Here is a 14,476-nt window from a genome sequence, read left to right on the forward strand (position 1 = left end):
TCGCCGTCACCTGCCCGCCGGTGGCCGCGGCGATGCGGGCCATTACGGCGGGACGGGGGACGCGGCGGCCGTGGCGGTAGCGGTTGACCGTGGCCTGGCTCGTCCCGATCAGGGCGGCAAAGGCCTCTTCCTTGGTTGCGGTCCGGGTGAGCCAGTCGTCGAGCGTCATACCGCTATGGTTTAAACCAAGCCGAGTTCTACGCGCAACTGGCTTTATGCCGCAGTTATGGACTTTTCAAAGCCAATTTGGTATGAACGGCCCATGACCACGATGCGTGAACTGCGGCAGGCCGCCGGGTTGAGCCAGGAGAAGCTGGCCGAACTGGCGGGCACCTCCCAGCCCCAGATCAACAAGCTGGAGACCGGCCAGCGCAAGATGACCGTCGATTGGGCGGTCAAGCTCGCCCGTCCCCTGGGCGTGGAGCCGGCGCTCCTGCTTGGCCTCGATGTGCCGGCGGCCCCCCCGGCAGTGCACCGCCCCGCCCGCCCGGCGCTCGCGCCGCTGCTCCGCACGGCACCGGTTCCGCAGGCGCAGGCGGCCGCCTCGATGCCGGTGCGGGCGGCGGCACGTGGCGGGGTGGACCAGGAGATGTTCCTGGAGGACGGCCCCATCGACTGGATCGCCCGGCCCGACTACCTGAAGAACGCCCGCGATCCCTATGCCATGTATGTGGTCGGCGACTCGATGATGCCGCGCTTCCGCCCGGCCCAGCTTCTGCACGTCAACCCGCACAAGCCGCCGGCGCCGGGGTCCGGCGTGGTGGTGGTCAAGCGCAACAAGGCGGTGCTGGTGAAGGAGTTCGTGCGCCGCGGCGCCGACGCGGTGATCCTGCGTGAATACCGTCCGGCCGACCGCGAGTTCGCCGTGGCGCTGGAGGACCTCGACACCCTGCACACCGTGGTCGGCCTGCAGGAGCCTTGACGCCTATACCGCTTCGGTATCGTCTTTCGTTAGGCTAAATAGTCCATTTTGGACTATTCCTTGTTCAGCGGATCGCCGGACAGTCCGGCGCATCGCATCCGAGCAAGGAGACACGGCCATGCCCCAGCGCCATCCCCGCTTCCACCCCGGCCCGTCGGCCGGTCGGCTCGACAGCTTCAGTGAGCGCGGCGCCCGCGAACTGGCCCGCCGCATCCGCACCGCCTGGGCCAACATCGGCTGGGACGTGGAGGTGCGGGTGGAGCGCATCGCCAGCGAGGAGCTGGGCGACGGCCGCAGCATCGCTCATTTCATCGTCCGCAGCGACCTGATCAACGGCCTGCCGCAACGACGTCTGGATGGGACGGCGGCACGGGCGCTGCCGCGCGCCGCCTGACGCCGATCACTTCAGCCGCTCGTCCAGCTCCACCTGATAGCCGACGGCAAGGCGGTTGGTCTCGTTGGCCATGCCCACCACCGCCATCAGCTCGCCGAACTGCGCGTCGGTCATGCCCAGCCGGCGCGCCGCCGCCTCGTGCGAGCGGATGCAGTACTGGCAGTTGTTGGTGACGCTGACCGCGACGAAGATCATTTCCTTCACCAGCGGATCCAGCGCGCCGGGGGCCATCACCTCCTTCAGGCTGTCCCAGGTCCGCGCCAGGGTCGGCGGGTGGTGGGCGATCATCTTCCAGAAATTGTTGACGTCCGGAACGTTGCGCGTCGCCTTGATGTCGTCGTAGACGGCGCGGACTTCCGGTGCGGCATCGGCCTGTTCGATGAGGGGGAGCGGCATGGCGGCGGAAACTCCTGTGTGGGACGGGTGACTTGCGAAAAGGCCGGACATCGTGTCGCAAGGCAACCGCCGGTCTATGCCTTTCCCCGATCCATCGGCCACATTGACCAATGCTTGTCCCCCTGGTAGTAGAGACTTGCAACAGATCGCGCAAACGTTCGGACGATGATCCGGCCGCAAGCGGCGGCGCAGCAAGACTTCCATAAGACACGAAAACCATTCGTGCAGCGTTCCCATGCGGCCCGGTCCCGGCATTCGCCCGATCCGGCCCGACTGCCGGGAGGAACAGCGTGGAGAGCACGGCTCTAGAGGCCCTGTCACCGCTCCGCCAGGGCGGGGTCCCCGTCACGAACCGCACCGGTTCCGGCGGCCTGGATCCGGGCGCCACCGCCGAGGGGCTGCGCCTTCTCGCCCATCTGCATGCCGAAGAGCCGACCCCCGCCCTGCTGGAGGCGCTGCGCAACGCCCCGGTCGCCCGCGGTCCCCTGGCGCTCGACCGCGACGACGCCCTGCAGGCCGCCGCCCTGGTCGACGAGGTGGTGAGCGACCTGCCGGAGCGGATCACCCGCCGCAGCCTCACCCCGCTGTCTGCCGATTTCGCCGCCATCCACCGGAGCGGCGAGCTGCGCGCCTGCCCGACCGAAGGCTCCTGGCTGGACGAGGAGTTGCGGGCCGATGCCGCCGCCTCCCTGTCCCGCTGGCGGAGCGGCCTGGAGACGGAGTTGCGGCGCTCGCCGCTCGACCGGCTGCCGGACGACCATGTCGCCGCGGAACTGGCGTTGCTGGCAGCGCTGCTCGACCGCGGCCGCATGATCGATGCGGTCCGCTTTCTCGACCGTCATTCGCTGCGCTGGGTTCCCGATTTCTGCAGCCGGGTCGCCACCCGCTGCCGGGAGCCATTCTTCGCCGGCATCGCCATTCTGACCAATGCGCTGCTCGACGATCTGCGCGACCGGCTCGGCGAGGCCTGCGGACTGCCGCGGCCGGCAGAGGATGGAACCGATGTCCGCCGCCGACGCCGCTGGACCGAAGGCCGCTTTCCCCGCGCCTGCACCTGCGACCCATGACGCATCCGGCGGCGCTCTGCCGAAAAGTCGGAGTTGCCCCGCCTTAAATGCTTGGGCCATGGTGACCGGGGCGGGCTTCGCTCTGCCGGCGTGGGTCGGCACGGTCCATTTCCTTGGCAATGGTTGGTGATGCCCTTTCGCAGCTTCGACAGTCGGACCGACCGCAGGGGATCCTTGCGCCTCCTGCGCCTCCTCCTGGCGGTGTCGGTCGCCCTGCCGCTGGTGCTGTTCGTCGGCATCGGCTGGCGCGAGCGGTGGGAGGCCCAGGAAGAAGCCGAACGGAACAGCCGCAAGAACGCACTGATCCTGCACGAGCATGTGCTGAAGGTGTTCGACACCATGGCCCAGGTGCTGGACCGGGTGGACGAGCGGGTCCACGGACGCAGTTGGCGCGAGATCGCCGAGTCGGAATCGCTGCACCAATATCTGCGGACGCTGAAAGGCGAACTGGACCAGATCGGCGCCATCGGGCTGACCGATCCGGATGGGATCGTGCGCAACTCCAGCCTCGTCTTCCCCTCGCGCAAGACCTATGTCGGCAATCGTGCGGATTTCCGGGAACAGCGGGAACAGGACTCCGGTCTGCTCATCGCCGGTCCGGTTGCCGATCCCGCCACCGGCAAGCCCAGCTTCGGCATCAGCCGGCGCCGCAGCGGTCCCGGCGGCCCGGACGGCAGTTTCGACGGGATGATCGCCGCCATCGTCAATCCCGATTACTTCGCCAGCTTCTACCGGCAGGTCATCGGCGACGAGGGAGAGTCCATTTCGCTGATCCGCGAGGACGGCGCGATCCTGATGCGTTACCCCACCCTGGACCCGTCACGACCAACGGCGGCGCTGCCCACCCTGCCCGCCGACCGCGGCCTGCGCGCCGAGATCGGCAGGCATCCGGACGAGGGGATCTTCCGCACCGGGCGCAGCCACGTGCAGGGACTGTCGCGCGTGTTCGCCTACAAGCGCGTCGGCGATTTCCCGGTCTATGTCGTCTATGGGCTGGACCAGACGCAGATCGCCCGCTCCTGGTGGCGGAACATGGCGCTGGACGCCGCCTTCGTCGCCCCGGCGACACTGGCGCTGGCGCTGATCGCCTGGCTGGCCTACAGCCGCGCCGCCTCCGAAAATGCCGCCGTCCGGCGCTGGGCGGACGAGGTGCGCAACCGCGAACGGCTGGAGGAGGCACTTCGCCAAAGCCAGAAGATGGAAGCGCTGGGCCAATTGACCGGCGGCGTGGCGCACGACTTCAACAACCTGCTGACCGCCGCGCTCGCCAACCTGCATCTGATGGCCCGCCATCTGCCGGCCGAGGGCCAGCGTTTCCTGGCCGGGACGCGGACCGCGCTGGATCGGGCGGAGAAGCTGACCCGGCAACTGCTGTCCTTCTCGCGCCAGGACGCCGTCAACCTGACGGTGATCGATCTGGGCGAAAGCCTGCGCCGGATGGCCGATCTGCTGGAGCGGTCAGTCCGCGCCGACATCGCCCTGGACTGGGACATCGCCGCGCTGCCGATGCCGGTCGCCGTCGATCCGGTGCAGTTGGAAATGGCGATCCTGAACCTCGTGCTGAACGCCCGCGACGCCATGCCCGGCGGCGGACGCATCCGCATCGCAGCATCCCCCGGGCCGGAGCCTCGCACCGCCCGCATCGCGGTTTCCGACACCGGGGCCGGCATGCCGCCGGAGGTGATGGCCCGCGCCTTCGATCCCTTCTTCACCACCAAGGGCGTCGGCAAGGGGACGGGGCTCGGGCTGTCGATGGTCTACGGCTTCGCCCGACAGTCGGGCGGCATCGCCGCCATCGACAGCCGGCCCGGCGAGGGCACCTGCGTCCGCATCGACCTGCCGCTGACCGACCTGCGGCCGGCCGAACCGCCCCCAGCCCCAGCCGCTGCGGCGGCGGACCTGCGCCAGTTGCGCATCCTGGTGGTGGAGGACAATCCGCTGGTGCTGATGGCGACGGTGGAGGGGCTGACCCAGGAAGGCTTCACGGTGGAGACCGCGGAAGACGGGGTGTCGGCCTTGACACTGCTGGAGACCGACCAGAATTTCGATCTGGTGGTGTCGGACGTCGTGATGCCGGGCGGCGTCTCCGGCATCGACCTTGCCCGCCAAATCCGCGAGCGCTGGCCGCAGTTGCGCGTGCTGCTTGCGTCCGGCTACAGCCCGGAGTCGCTGGCCACCATGGGCGCCGACACCGCGTCCGTTCTGGCGAAGCCCTTCAGCCCCGACCAGCTGGCGGCCCGCATCCGATCGCTGGTGCAGGTGGGAGCGGGTGCCGGATCAGCGCGGTCCGCGGGGATTACGCCAGAGGGGATTACGTAAGGGCGCTGACGAACATCGGCGTCCACATCGCCATGCACCAGACGAGACCAAGGCACAGGCCGCGGGTCAGATCGTCGAAGGTCGGCTGCTCCAGACGGTTCAGCCTCCACATCGCATTCAGTTCCCCCGGCGTCGGCGCCTGACCGGAAGAATCGGCATCGGGACCGGCGGCGCGGCGATCGGTCGGTTCACGGCTTGCGGCTGCGCGCCGTTCAGGGTCGCGTGACAGCATGGCTGGGCCTCGCATCGATAGCGGAATGCCCAACAAGTTTGTGGCCATCGCCGCTGCCGGCCACCCTTTCTTCCGTCAGCCATTGAATTTTGTCGACATACGAAAAAAGGCCGCCATCCGCTGGACGGATGGGGCCTTTTCGCCAAGCTACCGGCCTGATCGGCCGGAAGCGGTCACTTGCCGGGGCGGATCACCGGGGTGAGCTGGTCGCCCCAGTTGCCGGCCTCGTTGTGATAACGGGCGGTGCGCATCAGCTCCACCGTCACGCCGGCCTCGACCGCCTTGACGACGGCGTCGTTCAGGCGATGCAGGTTGTTGGCGACGATGCGGATGGCGCTTTCCTGCTCCGGAGTCAGCTCCGAGCGGTCGTCCGGCGGCGCGTCCTTGAATCCCGACATGCGTTGTTCCTTCCCCTGGATTGGGACCGCCCCGGCGGGACCGGCTGCGGTCCAGAACTTGGTCATGATCCTGCCCGGCTTCGGATGCCGGTTTCCATCATGTACCACATTGTGTGCGCCGCGACAAAGTTCCCGACGCGCCAAACGCTTGCGACCATTGGCCTCTTGCAACCGGCGAACCGCCCCCATCGCGGTTCGCCGGGGCGTTTCGCGGCAAGGCACCCGCCGGCGGTCTTTTCTTTCGAACCAAAGAAATAATGCTTCAGGGTCATGACGAAAATTCGGATTAACTCCACTGTTGACGAATCTCGATTTCAATGCCCAAATTTCGACACGAACGTAATTTCCCCACACGGAGCTTATCTTGAAGAACGTCGCCGCCAAGGCCCTGCTGGTTGCGTCCACTCTGTTCCTGCTGAATGGTGCGGCGTTCGCCGGACAGCAGGACTTCACGATCGTCAACAAGACCGGCTATCCGCTGAAGCACATCTACGTTTCTGAGAACAACAACAACAGCTGGGACGAGGACATCCTCGGCCGCGACGTCCTGGACGATGGCGAATATTTCGAAGTCGCCTTCGCCAAGGCCGAGAAGACCTGCAAGTGGGACATGAAGGTCGTCTATGACGACGGCGAGTCGGCGGTGTGGCAGGGCCTGAACCTTTGCCAGATCGCCAAGCTGACGCTCAAGTGGAACAAGAACACCGGCGTCACCTCCGCCCAGACCGAGTAAGCGTCTCAGCGGAAATTGTCGGTGCTGCGGTTCATCAGGTGGATGAAGACGTCTTCCAGCGTCGGCTCCGTCGCGGTGATCCGCAGCGGCGGCTGTCCCGTCCCCGGCTGTGCAGTCCAGGGGGCGAGCGCCCGGTCCAGCGCCGCGGCGTCGATGCCGCTGACATGCAGACGGCTGCCGAAGACCGCGACCATCTCCACCCCCGGCTGTCCTTCCAGCGCCGCGGCGATGCGGTGCAGGCCGCTGCCGGCGACCAGACGGGTGTGCAGGCCCGATTCGGCGATGACCTGATCGACCGTGCCGGAGGTCATCAGCGTCCCATAGGCGATGTAGGCGATGCGATGGCAGCGCTCCGCCTCGTCCATGTAATGGGTGCTGACCAGCACCGTCAGCCCTTCCCCGGCCAACCGGTGGATCTCGTCCCAGAATTCCCGCCGCGCCTTGGGATCGACGCCCGCCGTCGGCTCGTCCAGCAGCAGAAGCTTCGGTTCGTGCAGGATGCAGGCGGCCAGCGCCAGGCGCTGCTTCCAGCCGCCCGACAGTTCCCCGGCCAACTGCGTGCGACGGTTGGACAGCCCCAGCCGGTCCAGCGCCTCCATCACCCGACGGCGCCGGTCGGGCAGACCATACATGCGGGCGACGAAATCCAGATTCTCGGCGATGCTCAGATCCTCCCAGAAGCTGAACTTCTGGGTCATGTAGCCGACCTGCCGCTTGATCGCCGCACTCTGCCGCCGGATGTCGAGGCCCAGGCAGGTGCCCTCCCCCGCGTCAGGGGTCAGCAGGCCGCACAGCAGGCGGATCGTCGTGGTCTTCCCCGATCCGTTGGGGCCGAGGAAGCCATAGATCTCCCCGGTTTCGACCCGGATCGACACATCGTCGACCACGGTCTTGCTGCCGAAGCGCTTGACCAGCCCGCGCACGTCGATGGCGGGAGTGCCGGCGGCGGGTGCGCCTTCCTCTCTCATGGCGTCGTCCCCGCCGCCCAGACATCGACCGGCAACCCCGGATTCAGCGGCCGGTCCGGCACCGCCTCCACCCGGAAGACCAGCTTCTCGCGGCTGCCGACGCTGTAGATCACCGGCGGCGTGTATTCGCCCTGGGAGGCGACCCGCGTCACCCGCGCCGACAGGCCGGGCGGGCAGCCGTCGCAGCGCACCGACAGGGCTCCCCCCGGCGCCACGCCCGCCATGGCGGTTTCCGGCACGAACAGCACCAGCTTCACCCGCTCCGGCGGCAGCAGCGACACAACCGGGGAGCCGGCCGGCACCCATTCGCCGGGATTGTAGAGCGTATCCTCCACCAGCGCCGCCGTCGGGGCGACCGGCGCCAGATCGGCGAGCCGGCGCTCCGCCTGGGCCAAAGCCGCCTCCGCCTGGGTCACCGCCTCGTCGGCCGCCCGCAGCTGTTCCGGACGGGCGGGCAGCGCCGCGACCGCCAACTGCGCCTCCGCCTCCGCCGACAGGCCGCGGTCGCGGTCATAGGCGGCAAGGGCCTGATCGAGCTTGTCGGGGGAGGAGACCTTGCGGGCGACCAGTTCCCGCTGGCGGGCCAGTTCGGCAGTGGACAAGCGCAGAGCCGCTTCCGCCCGCGCCTTCTGTGCAGCCAGCACCGCCACCTCCTGCGGTCGCTTGCCGGTGGCGAGGTCGGCGCGTTGTGCCCGCGCCTGGGCCAGAGCCGCAGCCAGCCGGTCGCGCTCCGCCGTTGCGGTGGCACGGTCGATGGCAAACAGCGGCGCCCCGGCCGCCACCTGCGCGCCGCGGGTGACCGACAGGCTCTCCAGCATGCCGGCGCTCGGGGCGGCGATGCGCAGATACTCCCCCTCCACATAGCCATGGGCGAGCGGCGGCGGCCCGCCGGCCGCGAAGGGCAGACCGACCGCCAGCGCGAGAGCGGCCAGCCCGTCGAGGATGGTCCCGAGAAAGCCGCTCACGGCGCCCCCTCCCCTGCCCCGTCTCCCGTATCGCGCAGCAGCACCCGGCGCAGATTGTCGATGTGGATTTCCATCAGCGCCGTCACGTCCAGCGGCGGCTCGCCATCGACGCCGTCGAAGGAGGTCCGCCACACGGCGCTCATCAGCAGCGGCGCCACAATCAGGCGAACCGTGGGATCGACCTCCACGGGGCGGAATTCGCCGCTGTCGATTCCCCGCCGCAGCAGGGCGGCCAGCACACCGAAGCCGCGGCGGATCACCTCCCGGTGGTAGAAGGCGGCAAGCTCCGGGAAATTGCCGGCCTCGGCGATCACCAGCCGCGGGATGACGGCCATGCGGGTCGTCGCGATCAGCCGCGCCACCATGCGCAGAAGCCGCTCCAGCACCGGAAAGCACGGTCCGCCGGCCGCGGCGACCAACGCCTCGGCCTGTTGCAGGTTGGGCAGGATGGCGGCGCGGATCACCGCCTTGAACAGCTCGTCCTTGCTGGGAAAGTAGAGATAGAGCGTGCCCTTGCTGACGCCGGCGCGGGACGCCACCTCCTCCAGCCTCGCTGCGGCGAAACCCCGTTCGGCGAAGACATCCATCGCGGCAGCGACGATCTCCTGCGGGCGGGCCTCCTTGCGGCGGCGCCAGCGCGGCGGGTCGCCGGAGGGGACAGGACCGGAGTCGGGATCGGAGTTGGGACCGGATTGGCGGGAGGGCATGGCTCGCCCCTTTTTATAACTGACCAGTCAGTAATTAACACGACCTGGTCCTTCCACCAATGGCTAAGGTCATTGTGCGGCGCAACAGAATCTATGCAAAAGGTCTTGCCTTTCCGCGAACAGTCACGGACACTTTCCACCGGCCGGCCGCATACGAACAGAGTCGCGGCCACCCCCGGCCCGGATGGCGGGCTCCAAAACAGGGCATGAACGGCGTGGCCGGACCAACGGTCGCCGCGGTTTTCGGGAGGTACGGATCAAGGCGCCGACGCCGGGACCCGATGCATTGCGATGCCTGGACGACATTGTCCGGCATATGCCCGGGCCCCCTGCCGAGCAAGGGGATCGATCATGCCGAGTGCTGCCCAGTCCGCGTCATCCTCCAGCCTGGAGCTGCTGACGATCTACGAGGTCAGCAAGATCCTCGGGTCGTCGCTCGATCTGGAACAGACCCTGCGCGAGGTGCTGCGCGCGCTGTCCTATCAGCTGCAGATGCACCGCGGCCGGGTCTATCTCCAGGGCGAGGACGGGGCTTTGCGGCTCGTCGCCGCGCAGGGGTTGCCGAAGGACTCGCCGGCGCAGGAGATCGACTACAACCAGGGCGAAGGCATCAGCGGCCGCATCCTGAAGACCGGTATGCCGGCCGTCGTTCCCAACCTGGCGGAAGAGCCGCTGTTCAACAACCGCTCCGGCGGGCGCGACGATCTGGACGAACAGGTTGCCTCGCTGGTCGGCGTGCCGATCAAGGCCGCCGGCACCGTCATCGGCGTGCTGACCATCGACCGCATTTCCGACGATGGCCCCAGCGGCCATTTCGGCTCCGATGTCCGTTTCCTGACCATGGTCGCCAACCTGATCGGCCAGACCGTGCGCCTGCACCGGACGGTGGCCGAGGAGCGGCGCTTCATGATGCGCGAGACCTTCCGCGTCCAGAAGGAGCTGCGGCCGGTGGTGGCCCCCGTCAACGACGTGGTCTGCACCAGCCCGAACATGGTCGACGTGCTGGCCCAGGTGCACCGGGTGGCGCCCTTCAAGTCGACCGTGCTGATCCGTGGCGAAAGCGGCACCGGCAAGGAGCTGATCGCGCGGGCCATCCACAACCTGTCGCCGCGCAAGGACGCCCCCTTCATCCGCGTCAACTGCGCAGCATTGCCCGAATCGCTTCTGGAGTCGGAGCTGTTCGGCCACGAGAAGGGGTCCTTCACCGGCGCGCAGAAGGACCACAAGGGCCGGTTCGAGCTGGCGTCGGGCGGCACCCTGTTCCTGGACGAGATCGGCGACATCTCCTCCAACTTCCAGGCCAAGCTGCTGCGCGTGTTGCAGGAGCAGGAGTTCGAGCGGGTCGGCGGGTCGAAGACGATCAAGACCGACGTGCGGCTGATCTGCGCCACCAACCTGAATCTGGAGGAGGCGGTCGGCCACGGCAAGTTCCGCGCCGATTTGTATTTCCGCATCAACGTGGTGACGATCCACCTGCCGCCGCTGCGCGAACGGCGCGGCGACATCGCCACGCTGGCCAAGCATTTCGTCGCCAAGTTCGGCCGTGACAACGGCCTGAACCTGGACATCGCCGCCGAGGCGCTGGAGGTGCTGAACCGCTGCACCTGGCCCGGCAACGTGCGCGAGCTGGAGAACTGCATCGAGCGCGCGGCGACCCAGTGCCGCAACGGCACCATCCGCGTGCCCGACCTGTCCTGCAGCATGAATCTCTGCAACTCGTCCGTGCTGTTCCAGTACCGCACCATGGGCGCCGCCGTCGGCGGGCTGGCACCGTCGATGAGCGGGACCGCCACCAATCCGGCTGCCACCAATCCGGGAGTGGGCAATCCGGCGCAGGGGCGGGCTCAGCCGGCCTCCATGAACGGCGCCGCCATGCCGCCGGCCGTGCCGGCCCCCGCCAACGGCGGCCCCAACGGTGCGCAGTGGCCGGCCTGCGCGTCCGGCTGCGGGGCCGGGCCGATGCCGGTCTGCGGCGCCTCCAAGCCGCTGCCGCCCTCGGCCATCATTCCCCTGCCCGCTCCCCAGCCGGCGGCATCCACCCCCGCCACCCCGTCCGCGCCGGCCCCGCAGCCGGCAGCCGCCGGCCCCGACCTGCCGTTGGACGAGCCCGAGTCAGGTCCGTTGCGCGACCGCCTGATCTGGGCGATGGAACGGACGGGGTGGGTCCAGGCCAAGGCCGCCCGCCTGCTGGGCATGACGACGCGGCAGGTGAGCTACGCGCTGCGCAAGTACAACATCGAGATCAAGAGGTTCTAGGAATCGGGCGAAGCTCCCTCACCGTCACACTTCGCTGCGATTTCGTGCTACCCTGGCGGGCCTTCGGTTCGATGGCGCGTTCCCCGTTCGAACGGATTTCCGTCTTGCCTTCGCTTGAGAAGCCCCTTGCCCTGCTGTTCGTCGACATCGCCGACAGCACGATGTTGTACGAGCGAATCGGCAACGCCACCGCCGCGGCGCTGACGCAGCGGGTGCTGAGCCATCTGCGCCGGCTGGTGGAGGAGCAACGCGGCGGCGTCATCAAGAGCCTGGGCGACGGGCTGCTCGCCGCCTTTCCGGTATGCGACGACAGCGCCCGCGCCGCCTGCGCGATGATGGACATCCAGGACCAGCACGGGATGCGGCTGCGCATCGGCATCCATTTCGGCGCGGTGATCGAAGGGGTGGGCGACCTGTACGGCGACGCCTGCAACGTGGCCGCAAGGGTGCAGCAGATCGCCCGGCCGGGCGAGATCCTGGCGACCCAGGCGCTGGTCGACGGCCTGTCGCCGGACCAACGGAGCCGGACCAAACCGCTGAGCAACGTCGCGATGAAGGGAAAGGCCGCGCCGATCCGCGTCCACCAGATCCGCACCGCCGACGAGGCCGACGACGCCATCGAAAGCACGACGCTGGGCTTTTCCCTGGTGCCGGAGGCCGGCCGCAGCATGGTGACGCTGCACCTTTCCTATCGTGGGCAGGACATCACGATGAGCCGGGGCCTGCCGCGCGTCACCATCGGCCGGGAGGACAGCAGCGGCCTGCGCATCGCCTCGCGCCAGACCTCACGCCAGCATGCGGTGATCGACTTCACCCGCGAAAGCTTCCTGCTGACCGACCATTCCACCAACGGCACCTACATCCGCAGCGGCGGGTCGCCGCCGGTGGTGCTGCGCCGCGATTCGACCAAGCTGGTCGGCAGCGGCCTGATCGGCTTCGGAGCGGAGGCGCTGGACGAGAGCCAGGACCATGTCGTCGCCTTCCGCGGCGAACTGGCCTGACCGGTTTGTCGGCACCCCGACAAAGCCCCTTGCCGCACCCGCCATTGTCGCAATGACGACAGCGTCCACGACGCCGACAATTCCCGGCAAACCATTGTAATTACTGAATTCCCCGCTCTGGCCCCGAACTTGCTTTTCTTCACTTCGTCCAACGGTGTCGTCCGGCACGGCAGGGAAGGAGTGGATGATGAGCAACGTGGTTTCGCTCGACAGCATCTTCGGGCTCGGGGAGCTGGCCCCGCCCGCGACGATGCCGGCAGCACCCGAGGCGGCGTCCGGCTGTTCGTCGTCGTCCTGCGGATCCTCCGACGGTCCGGCCGACATGGACCCGGCGGTGTGGGAGAAGGTGAAGAACCACCCCTGCTACTCGGAAGAGGCGCATCACTATTTCGCCCGCATGCATGTCGCGGTCGCTCCGGCCTGCAACATCCAGTGCAACTACTGCAACCGCAAATACGATTGCTCGAACGAGAGCCGGCCGGGCGTGGTCTCCGAAAAGCTGACCCCCGATCTGGCGATCAGGAAGATCCTCGCCGTTGCCCAGGAAATCCCGCAACTGTCGGTGATCGGCATCGCCGGCCCCGGCGACAGTCTGGCGGCGAATGGCAGGAACACCTTCGCCACCTTCGAAATGCTGCAGAAGAAGGCGCCGGACCTGAAGCTGTGCCTGTCCACCAACGGTCTGGCGCTGCCCGAGCATGTGGACAGCATCGCGCAGTACAACATCGACCACGTCACCATCACCATCAACATGGTCGATCCGGAGGTCGGCGCGCGGATCTACCCGTGGATCTTCCACAAGCACAAGCGCTGGACCGGAGTGGACGCCGCCAAAATCCTGCACGAGCAGCAGATGCTGGGGCTGGAGATGCTGACCTCGCGCGGCATCCTGGTGAAGGTGAACTCCGTCATGATCCCAGGGATCAACGACGATCACCTGCTGGAGGTGAACAAGGCGGTGAAGAGCCGCGGCGCCTTCCTGCACAACATCATGCCGCTGATCTCCGACCCCGCCCATGGGACGTATTTCGGCCTGAACGGCCAGCGTGGGCCGACCGCGCAGGAGCTGAAGCTGGTGCAGGACGCCTGCGAGGGCGGGGCCAAGCTGATGCGCCATTGCCGCCAGTGCCGCGCCGATGCCGTCGGCCTACTGGGCGAGGACCGCGGCGAGGAGTTCACCGCCGAAAAGATCGAGGCGATGGGCGCCATCGACTATGACGACGAGGCCCGCCGCAGCTACCGCGACCATGTCGAGGCCGAGCGCGCCGGCCGTCATGCCTCCAAGGCGGCGGCGCAGGCCGATGTGCGGGACAGTGTCGGCACCGCGGTCGATCCGATCCTGATCGCCGTCGCCACCAAGGGCGGCGAGCGCATCAACGAGCATTTCGGCCACGCCAAGGAATTCCAGATCTACGAGGTCGGTCCGAACGGCGCCAAGTTCGTCGGCCACCGCCGCGTCGATCAGTATTGCGAAGGCGGCTCCGGCGACGTCGACACGCTGGACGGGGTGCTGGCGGCGATCAACGACTGCACCGCGGTGTTCGTCGCCAAGATCGGCGGCTGCCCGTCCAAGTCGCTGGCCGATGCCGGGATCGAGCCGGTCGACCGCTTCGCCTTCGACTACATCGAGGAATCGGCGCTGGCCTACTTCAAGGACTACGCCGAGCGGCTCGGCCAGGGCGCCGTCCGGTCCCGCGCCGGCCAGGACGCGGTGATCCGCACCGGAGCGCTGACCGCGCGCCGCGCCTGACACCTTCGTTTCCCCCCTTCCACAGCCATCCCATCACCGAAGGAGAGAGCCATGGCCTACAAGATCAAGTCCGCCGAATGCACCGTCTGCGGCGCCTGCGAGGCCGAGTGCCCGAACGTCGCTATCAGCCTGAAAAAGGGCACCTACGTCATCGACCCGGCCAAATGCACCGAGTGCCAGGGCCAGTTCGACAGCCCGCAATGCGCCGCCGTCTGCCCGGCCGACTGCTGCGTCCCGGCGTGATGTGAAATCCCCTCTCCCTTGAGGGAGAGGGGAAACCCCAGGAGCACCGCGCATGCTGGACGAGGTGGATGAGGACTGGCTCGCCCGCCGCTACTATGGCGGGGGGCCTTCCCCCCCGGGGGGAA

Annotated in this window: 16 protein-coding genes; 9 read left to right on the forward strand and 7 right to left on the reverse strand. The window is 68.0% G+C overall.

Features of this window, described 5'->3' with window-relative positions; translation table 11 throughout:
* A partial coding sequence (locus TSH20_RS36260) for a helix-turn-helix transcriptional regulator (protein ID WP_109493029.1) occupies positions 1-169 on the reverse strand: 169 nt, incomplete at its 3' end.
* 93 nt (positions 170-262) lie between these two features.
* Between TSH20_RS36260 and TSH20_RS33415 the strand changes: the two genes are divergently transcribed.
* Both TSH20_RS33415 and TSH20_RS33420 read left to right on the forward strand, forming a co-directional pair.
* Positions 263-922 (forward strand): LexA family transcriptional regulator, encoded by a 660-nt coding sequence (locus TSH20_RS33415; RefSeq protein ID WP_109157694.1) that lies wholly within the window; start codon positions 263-265, stop codon positions 920-922.
* Between the two features lie 118 nt (positions 923-1,040).
* Positions 1,041-1,316, forward strand: a complete 276-nt coding sequence (locus TSH20_RS33420) for a hypothetical protein (RefSeq protein WP_109157693.1) — start codon at positions 1,041-1,043, stop codon at positions 1,314-1,316.
* A gap of 6 nt (positions 1,317-1,322) precedes the next feature.
* Here TSH20_RS33420 and TSH20_RS33425 read toward each other — a convergent pair whose 3' ends face one another.
* A complete protein-coding gene (locus TSH20_RS33425) occupies positions 1,323-1,712 on the reverse strand; it encodes a carboxymuconolactone decarboxylase family protein (RefSeq protein WP_109157692.1) in 390 nt (129 codons plus the stop codon).
* Positions 1,713-2,002: 290 nt separating this feature from the next.
* Between TSH20_RS33425 and TSH20_RS33430 the strand changes: the two genes are divergently transcribed.
* On the forward strand, positions 2,003-2,779 hold the full coding sequence (locus tag TSH20_RS33430) for a molecular chaperone TorD family protein (RefSeq protein ID WP_247871720.1): 777 nt from the start codon (positions 2,003-2,005) through the stop codon (positions 2,777-2,779).
* A 174-nt stretch (positions 2,780-2,953) separates the two neighbouring features.
* Positions 2,954-5,098 carry an ATP-binding protein gene (locus TSH20_RS33435; protein WP_247871719.1) on the forward strand — a complete coding sequence of 715 codons (2,145 nt, stop codon included), beginning with the start codon at positions 2,954-2,956 and terminating at the stop codon, positions 5,096-5,098.
* On the opposite strand, the gene TSH20_RS34825 is transcribed toward TSH20_RS33435, so the two are convergent.
* Both TSH20_RS34825 and TSH20_RS33440 read right to left on the reverse strand, forming a co-directional pair.
* Positions 5,091-5,330 (reverse strand): hypothetical protein, encoded by a 240-nt coding sequence (locus TSH20_RS34825; protein ID WP_136704419.1) that lies wholly within the window; start codon positions 5,328-5,330, stop codon positions 5,091-5,093. The two genes, TSH20_RS33435 and TSH20_RS34825, sit on opposite strands and share 8 nt — an antisense overlap.
* Positions 5,331-5,503: 173 nt before the next feature.
* On the reverse strand, positions 5,504-5,728 hold the full coding sequence (locus TSH20_RS33440) for a hypothetical protein (protein ID WP_085090721.1): 225 nt from the start codon (positions 5,726-5,728) through the stop codon (positions 5,504-5,506).
* A 364-nt stretch (positions 5,729-6,092) separates the two neighbouring features.
* Between TSH20_RS33440 and TSH20_RS33445 the strand changes: the two genes are divergently transcribed.
* Positions 6,093-6,461, forward strand: coding sequence for a hypothetical protein (locus TSH20_RS33445; protein WP_109157690.1), 369 nt, complete (start codon positions 6,093-6,095; stop codon positions 6,459-6,461).
* 5 nt (positions 6,462-6,466) lie between these two features.
* On the opposite strand, the gene TSH20_RS33450 is transcribed toward TSH20_RS33445, so the two are convergent.
* The 3 genes from TSH20_RS33450 to TSH20_RS33460 are packed head-to-tail and all read right to left on the reverse strand — an operon-like array spanning position 6,467 to position 9,101.
* Positions 6,467-7,429: an ABC transporter ATP-binding protein gene (locus TSH20_RS33450; protein WP_109157689.1), complete on the reverse strand. Its 963-nt coding sequence runs from the start codon at positions 7,427-7,429 to the stop codon at positions 6,467-6,469.
* Positions 7,426-8,394, reverse strand: coding sequence for an HlyD family efflux transporter periplasmic adaptor subunit (locus TSH20_RS33455; RefSeq protein WP_109157688.1), 969 nt, complete (start codon positions 8,392-8,394; stop codon positions 7,426-7,428). Before TSH20_RS33455 ends, TSH20_RS33450 begins: the two co-directional genes overlap by 4 nt.
* Positions 8,391-9,101 (reverse strand): TetR/AcrR family transcriptional regulator, encoded by a 711-nt coding sequence (locus TSH20_RS33460; RefSeq protein WP_109157687.1) that lies wholly within the window; start codon positions 9,099-9,101, stop codon positions 8,391-8,393. Before TSH20_RS33460 ends, TSH20_RS33455 begins: the two co-directional genes overlap by 4 nt.
* Before the next feature lie 351 nt (positions 9,102-9,452).
* Between TSH20_RS33460 and nifA the strand changes: the two genes are divergently transcribed.
* From nifA to TSH20_RS33480, 4 genes are all read left to right on the forward strand, one after another.
* Positions 9,453-11,357: a nif-specific transcriptional activator NifA gene (gene nifA / locus TSH20_RS33465; RefSeq protein ID WP_109157686.1), complete on the forward strand. Its 1,905-nt coding sequence runs from the start codon at positions 9,453-9,455 to the stop codon at positions 11,355-11,357.
* A 104-nt stretch (positions 11,358-11,461) separates the two neighbouring features.
* Entirely contained in the window at positions 11,462-12,358 is an 897-nt protein-coding gene (locus TSH20_RS33470) for an adenylate/guanylate cyclase domain-containing protein (protein ID WP_247871718.1), read from the forward strand.
* A gap of 187 nt (positions 12,359-12,545) precedes the next feature.
* The gene (gene nifB / locus TSH20_RS33475; RefSeq protein WP_109157696.1) at positions 12,546-14,108 is read left to right on the forward strand and encodes a nitrogenase cofactor biosynthesis protein NifB; all 1,563 of its coding nucleotides are present in this window, start codon (positions 12,546-12,548) and stop codon (positions 14,106-14,108) included.
* Between the two features lie 51 nt (positions 14,109-14,159).
* Positions 14,160-14,351 carry a 4Fe-4S dicluster domain-containing protein gene (locus TSH20_RS33480; RefSeq protein WP_085090027.1) on the forward strand — a complete coding sequence of 64 codons (192 nt, stop codon included), beginning with the start codon at positions 14,160-14,162 and terminating at the stop codon, positions 14,349-14,351.
* Positions 14,352-14,476: the final 125 nt, after the last annotated feature.

The sequence above is a fragment of the Azospirillum sp. TSH20 genome, assembly GCF_003115935.1.
Classification (GTDB): Bacteria; Pseudomonadota; Alphaproteobacteria; order Azospirillales; family Azospirillaceae; genus Azospirillum.